Source organism: Nocardiopsis chromatogenes YIM 90109, assembly GCF_000341185.1.
Lineage (GTDB): Bacteria > Actinomycetota > Actinomycetes > Streptosporangiales > Streptosporangiaceae > Nocardiopsis_A > Nocardiopsis_A chromatogenes.
Map to the genome: position 1 here is coordinate 1 of NZ_ANBH01000392.1, position 4,808 is coordinate 4,808.

General features: G+C 74.2%; 3 protein-coding genes. 2 read left to right on the forward strand and 1 reads right to left on the reverse strand.

What is annotated here, in order from left to right; translation table 11 throughout:
- Window positions 1-337 precede the first annotated feature (337 nt).
- The gene (locus tag D476_RS0131475) at window positions 338-1,177 is read right to left on the reverse strand and encodes a siderophore-interacting protein (protein ID WP_017627842.1); all 840 of its coding nucleotides are present in this window, start codon (window positions 1,175-1,177) and stop codon (window positions 338-340) included.
- 328 nt (window positions 1,178-1,505) lie between these two features.
- On the opposite strand from D476_RS0131475, the gene D476_RS0131480 reads away from it, so the two are divergent.
- Together D476_RS0131480 and D476_RS35300 are read left to right on the forward strand one after the other, a co-directional pair.
- A complete protein-coding gene (locus D476_RS0131480; RefSeq protein WP_017627843.1) occupies window positions 1,506-2,003 on the forward strand; it encodes a MarR family winged helix-turn-helix transcriptional regulator in 498 nt (165 codons plus the stop codon).
- Window positions 1,981-4,503 carry a PEP/pyruvate-binding domain-containing protein gene (locus D476_RS35300; protein ID WP_017627844.1) on the forward strand — a complete coding sequence of 841 codons (2,523 nt, stop codon included), beginning with the start codon at window positions 1,981-1,983 and terminating at the stop codon, window positions 4,501-4,503. The genes D476_RS0131480 and D476_RS35300 overlap by 23 nt, the downstream gene beginning before the upstream one ends.
- Window positions 4,504-4,808 lie beyond the last annotated feature (305 nt).

Genomic DNA, 4,808 nt, shown 5'->3' on the forward strand with positions numbered 1-4,808 from the left:
CACCTGCCGAGCCACCTTCCCGAACCGCGGGGGGCCCGCCGCCCGGCAGGCAGGACCCGGGAACCACCCACCTTCTCCGTCGTCGCCCACCATGGTGGCCGCGCACACGCCCGCCACTCGACAACGCTGCGGCAAGGGGCGCCGACCTGCCTCGTCGCCGCCCTCCACCCCACACCCCGCCGACCCGACACCTGGCCGGGGCCGTAAGCGGGGCACCCGCTGGGTCGCCGCCCCCTCCAATGACCACGCCCACGCCCCACGGTCGACAGCGCTACGGGCGCTACAGGTAGGGGCGGACTTGCCGCGGCCGCCCCACGCCCACCGGCCCCTCGCCCCCTCAGGCGCCTTCCTGTTCCTCCTCCACCTGGCGGGTCCACTCGCGCTTGGAGGACTGCCATCCGTCCTCGTCCATGCCCAGGCGCCAGTAGCCCGAGATCGACAGGCGCTCCCTGGGCACCTCCCACTCCTTGCGCAGCAGGCGGCGCAGCTCCTTCACGAAGCCCGCCTCGCCGTGGACGAACGCCTGCACCTCCCCCTCCGGCCGCTCCAGGTCGCGAACGGCCCGGACGAGGGCCTCCCCCACCCGGCCCCCGCCGCGGTGCAGCCAGGTCGGCTTGACCCCCGCCGCGTTCGGCAACGGCTGCTCCTCCTCGGGCCCCTCGACCTCGATGAAGACGTGCGCGACCGCCCCCTCGGGAAGCCGCTCCAAGGAGGCCGCGATCGCCGGGAGGGCGCTCTCGTCGCCCGCCATCAGGTGCCAGTCGGCCTCCGGGTCCGGCGCGTAGGCGCCGCCGGGGCCCGAGAACCGCACGACGTCCCCGGGCGCGGCACCGGCCGCCCACGGGCCCGCGAGCCCGGCCTCCCCGTGGACCACGAAGTCGACGTCCATCTCGGCACGCTCGGCGTCCCAGCGGCGGACGGTGTAGGTGCGCATGTCGGGCCACTGCTCGCGCGGCATCTCCGCCCGGATGCGCTCCAGGTCGAACGGCTCGGGGTACTCCACCCCGGCGCGCGGGAACAGCAGCTTGACGTAGTGGTCGGTGAACCGGTCCGCGCCGAGGGCGGCGACCTCCGGGCCGCCGAGCACCACGCGGACCATGTGCGGGGTCAGCCGCTCCGTGCGCACCACCGTCGCCGTCGTGACACGCGGCGCCTTCCGTCCAGGGCGTTCGGCCATGGTCTTTCCTTTCTGCACACTGCGCACCGGGCCCGCATGCGGGGCCCGGTGGAGGCGATGGGCTTCGGCCAGGAGCACTGGGCACGGCGGGCGCGGGGCGGCCCGACCGGTCGGCAGCGGCGCGGATCTCCGCCCAGAGCCTACTCCCGGACGGCGCGTCCGCCCGGGCCCCGGGATCCAGGGGCGCCGACCGGCGGCCCGAGCCGCGTGAGCGGCCCGCCCTCCAGCCCCCGGCCGACGCGCCCCGCCGCCCCGCGTCAAGACCGCGTATGGATCGCCTCCGCCTTCTGGACACCCGCGATTCGGCCGCCCTAGATTTGATTGCGCAATGGCAATCGATGCAAACACGCACAAGTATCAGCGTGCACGCCTTGAGGCCGTGATCCGCTCCATGCAGCGCGACACGGTTCCCAGTCTTGTGCGGGTCAACGACGACGAGGACCTCTCGCTCATCGAGATGGCCCTGCTCCAGACGCTCGACCACGACCGCCCGCCCTTCCCGGGGGATCCGCCCCTGACCGGGCTGGCCGAAGTGCTCGGCCGCTCCACGTCGCGGACGAGCCGCCTGGTCGACCGTATGGTGCGGCGCGGTCTCGTGGAGCGCTACGAGGACGCCGCCGACCGCCGGGTCCGGCGGGTCCGCCTCACCGAAGCGGGGCGGGAGGTGCTGGACGGCATCGCCCGGGTCCGGATGGAGGCGCAGACCCGCCTGTGGGACTACCTGACGGCGGAGGAATTGGAAGCCGTGGTGAGCGCGATGGAGCTGCTCGCCGAGGCGGCGCACAGGATGAGGAGTGAACGCGATGCACGTGGTCGGCCTGAGTGAGATCGACGCCGGCATGATCGGCCTGGTCGGCGGCAAGGCCGCCGGGCTGGGCGAGATGGTCGCCGCCGGTGAGCGGGTCCCGCCCGGCTTCTGCCTGACCACCGAGGCGCACCGGGCGGGTGCCGTCCCCGAGGAGGAACTCGCCGCGGCCTACGCCGACCTGGGGGGCGGCCGGGTGGCCGTGCGCTCCAGCGCCACCGCCGAGGACCTGCCCGATGCCAGCTTCGCCGGGCAGCAGGACACGATCCTGGGCGTCGAGGGCGTGGAGGAGCTGGTGGAGGCGGTCCGCCGCTGCTGGGCGTCGCTGGACTCCGAGCGGGCGGTCGCCTACCGCCGCGACAACGAGATCGACGGCGGCGACGTGCACATGGCGGTCGTCGTCCAGCGCATGGTGGAGGCGGAGACCGCCGGAGTACTGTTCACCGCCGACCCGCTCAGCGGCAGCCGCTCGGTGATGGTCGCCGACGCGGTGTACGGGCTGGGCACCGCCGTGGTCGACGGCACCGGCGTGCCCGACCACTACGAGATGGGCCCCGACGGCGTCGAGGGCCCCGAGGACGGGTGCCTGACCCGCACCCAGGTGGAGGAGCTGCGCGCGGCGGGCGAGCGGCTGCAGCGGCACTTCGGCTCCCCGCAGGACGCCGAGTGGGCCTACGACGCCAACGGGGTCCTGTGGCTGCTGCAGTCGCGGGCGATCACCACCCTGTTCCCGCTCCCGGAGGACGCGCACCTGCCGCAGCCGCGCGCCTACATGGAGGCGGGCAACATCCAGGGGCTGCTGCGCCCGATGACGCCCATGGGCTTCTCGATGATGGAGACCATGCTGGAGGACTGGATGGGGGACTTCTTGAAGGCCCCGCGCAGCGGCCCCTCAGCGCCGATGATGGCCGGGATCGGCGGGCGCCTCTACATCGACATGACCAGTTTCCTGCGGAGCAGGACGATGCGGCCGCGCCTGGGGTCCATGGCGGACGTGTACGGTCCCCGCGCCAGGGCCGGGATCGAATACTTGATGAAGGACGCGCGCTTCTCCCCGGCGCCGGGGCTGCCCTTCAAAGTCGGGCCGATGCTGCGCTGGACCCTGCGGTACACCGGGCCCGCCGTGGCGGGCATCGCCCACTCGCTGGCCAAGCCCGCGGCCGCGCGGGCCAAGGTGGACGAGGCCATCCGCATCCTGCGTGAGGAGACCCCCGCTCCCCCGCCCGAGGGCGCGTCCCTCGACGCCCGGCTGCGGTACGTGGAGAACGGCGTCAGCGACGAGACCATGTTCCGCGGGATCATGATGCTGATGTGGCCGCTGTTCACCGGGATCATCCTCACCATGGCCCCGTCGGCGGTGCTCAAGGGCATCATCACCGAGGAGGAGGCGGACGCGGCGCTCGGCGGGATGCCGTACAACGTCACCACCGAGATGGACATGGCGCTGTGGCGGATGGCGACCCGCGCGCGCGAGCACGGGGACCTGTTCGTCTCCACCCCGCCGAAGGAGCTGGCCGTCAAGTACCGGGCGGGCACCCTGCCCGACATCGGGATGGAGGAGTTCCTGCGGCTGTACGGCCACCGGGCCGCCGCCGAGGTCGACATCGGCATGCCGCGCTGGGGCGACGACCCGTCGCCGCTGTTCGCGACGATCGCCAACTACCTGCGGGTGGACGACCCCGAGCTTGCGCCGGACCGGCGCTTCGCCCGCGCCGCCGAGCGCGCGGAGGCGGTCATCGCCGACGTGGCACGGCGGGTGCGGCACAGGCACCGGGTTCGGGGACGGCTGGGACTGTTCCTGATGCGGCGCTCGCGGGAGCTGACCGGGCTGCGGGAGGTCGCCAAGTTCGCCTGGCTGATCCCGTTCTGGACGATCCGCCGCGAACTGGTCCGGATCGGGGAGGAACTGGTCTCGCGCGGGCTGCTGGACCGGCCCGAGGACGTCATGTTCCTCAAGGTGCCCGAGCTGCGAACCGTCGTGGAGGACGGCGCCGACCTGCGGAAGAAGGTGGCCGAGCGGCGCGCCTTCTACCGCCGCGAGCTGCGCCGCCCGGAGGTGCCCGCGCTGCTGCTGTCGGACGGCACCGACGTGGAGGCGCTGCTGCCCGCGCCGCCCCCGGAGGAGGGGGCGATGGTCGGCAAGCCCGCTGCGGCGGGCCGCGCCACCGGCAGGGCCCGGGTGGTGCGCGACCCGGCGGGGGCGACGCTGGAGCCGGGCGAGATCCTGGTCGCCCCGACCACCGACCCGGGCTGGACGCCGCTGTTCATGACGGCGGCGGGGCTGGTCACCGAGACCGGATCGCCGATCGCGCACGGGCCGACGGTGGCCCGCGAGTACGGCATCCCGGCGGTGATCTGCCTGCGGGAGGCCACCCGGCGGATCAAGGACGGCGACCTGATCACGGTCGACGGCTCGGCCGGGACGGTGACGCCGGCGGGCGGGGAGGACGCGCCCGGCGGGGAGGCGGGCGGGGACGCGTCCGGAACAGCCGAGCGCGAGCACCAGCGCGCCGACCGGTGATGACTCGGAACCGGGTCCGGGGAGGACGGCCCCGGGCCCGGTTCCGGACCCCGGCCATGTGCCCCCGGTACGCCCTGGGCCGGTTCGACGCCGTCACCCGAACCGCACCGAACGCACACCTGTCCGGCCTCACGCACCCCGTGCGGTTCTCACTCGGCCCGGCCCGCCTCGCCCCGGTGTCCGACTCGGTCCAGTGCCTGACTCGGTCCGGGCGGACCGGCGCGCAGCGACGGTGCCGCGGGGCCCAGGGATCGGTCGCGGCCACCGCGCTCGCGCAGGTCGCCGGGGATTCACCGGTCACCGCC